2 protein-coding genes are annotated in these 1,482 nt (G+C 33.0%); both read right to left on the bottom strand.

Going from position 1 to position 1,482, the window contains the following annotated elements; all coding sequences use genetic code 11:
* Positions 1-694: hypothetical protein (locus ABMA45_RS00125; protein WP_348029852.1), on the bottom strand; the 694-nt coding region annotated here is incomplete at its 3' end.
* A 114-nt stretch (positions 695-808) separates the two neighbouring features.
* Positions 809-1,162: a hypothetical protein gene (locus ABMA45_RS00120; RefSeq protein ID WP_022087857.1), complete on the bottom strand. Its 354-nt coding sequence runs from the start codon at positions 1,160-1,162 to the stop codon at positions 809-811.
* Positions 1,163-1,482: the final 320 nt, after the last annotated feature.

The raw sequence follows: 1,482 nt of genomic DNA, 5'->3' as shown, positions 1-1,482 counted from the left end.
ACCATGACAATACATATTGATTATTTTTTACATTGCTTACTAAAAGATTTTTTACTTTAGTTTTATTTTCAACCAGCTCTACATCTGTCAGATATTGTGTTCTAACATAAGCTCTTTCACTGTTAAACCATACCGTGGTCCAATTTGAATCACTTTCATTTGGCAACGTTTCTATCTCTGCATCTGCCTGAAGGAGTCCTACAACATTGTCATCATTCGACTCATCCTTTGATTTTCTAACACCAATTTCCTTTAATGTTTTCAAGTTATAAACTTTTTTCATTACAGCGCCCTCTGGCACTTCTGTTCCATTTTTGTAAAGGTTTATGTACTTACTTTTTACATAATAGTAACCATATCCGTTCATTAAATAGTTGGTACTGTTGTCCCCCTGGAATATAACTTTGTAATACAAATCATCTGTATCTGATGTATTAGAATAAAGTCTTCTCGTAGTAACTATATATATTTTTTGATTTATTCCTACTCTATATACATCACCACTATCTGCTGTTCCCGGTATTGGACTAATCCCAATAAATCCACATGTTACCTTTCCGTCAGCAACCTTTGTAATGTTTGTGCCTTCCGGTATACGGTTATATTCTTTGTCAAGATCAATCCAGACATTGCTTCTGGATGTTCTATAAAATCCAGGTGGATGTGAAGCTTGTAATAAATACTGGGCACACATAACAGGTGCTCCTGTAAAACTTTTATATCCATTACTCCAAAAAGTAACAGTATTCTTATCATATTCTACTACCTGTAAATTAGCTGTTTCACTTTCCAGATACGCACCGTTAATCTATGTGAAATTTTGATATCCTATAACACTTGAATACAGCACCTTTAAATTTTCAATATTGTCCTGTGGCAGATACTTAGGATCTACTGTTTTACCCTGAATCTTTGTTCCTGCAGGTACTACATCCATGGCAATATGATTTTTCCAATGTGCCACATTGTCAGGACCAACCAGATATGCCCTACCTATTACTTTTATATTTGGACATGCCTGATTAATAAATTCTGTATGATATCTTGACACATCTCCCAGTGCATAGACAGACTCTCTCATACATCTCATTCCAATAAGAAAAACTGCAAAAAACAGAAAGCCACCAATCATCATCTTAAAATGCCTTTTGATTTTGCTCATACACATCTCCTTTCTCTATTTTATTTTTGTGTTCCGTTCACTAATGTCTTACATCTCATAATGCATAAACATTGTCTCCTTGTCTAATAACTATTAGATCACTTTTATGCTACTTTTTCATTAATATTTTCTACATCAGGAATGCTATCTTTTGTGGTTTCAATAATTTTACAAAAATTGTCCATTAAATGTGACAGCCATTTATCTTCATATCGTGCTTCTGTAATATCATTTGTTTCTATATTAATAAATATCCTTATAAACTGGAATTTTCAAATTAGTCTTTGCAAATAACCTTTGAACCTTCACCATCAATTACA

Source organism: Eubacterium sp. CAG:156 (assembly GCF_000434315.1).
Lineage (GTDB): Bacteria > Bacillota > Clostridia > Lachnospirales > Lachnospiraceae > Eubacterium_U > Eubacterium_U album.
This window is presented reverse-complemented; position numbering and strand designations above follow the sequence as displayed.

Coding starts and splice junctions, on each gene's coding strand:
- ABMA45_RS00120 (WP_022087857.1), bottom strand. CDS start 1,162: ATGAGCAAAATCAAAAGGCATTTTAAGATGATGATTGGTGGCTTTCTG.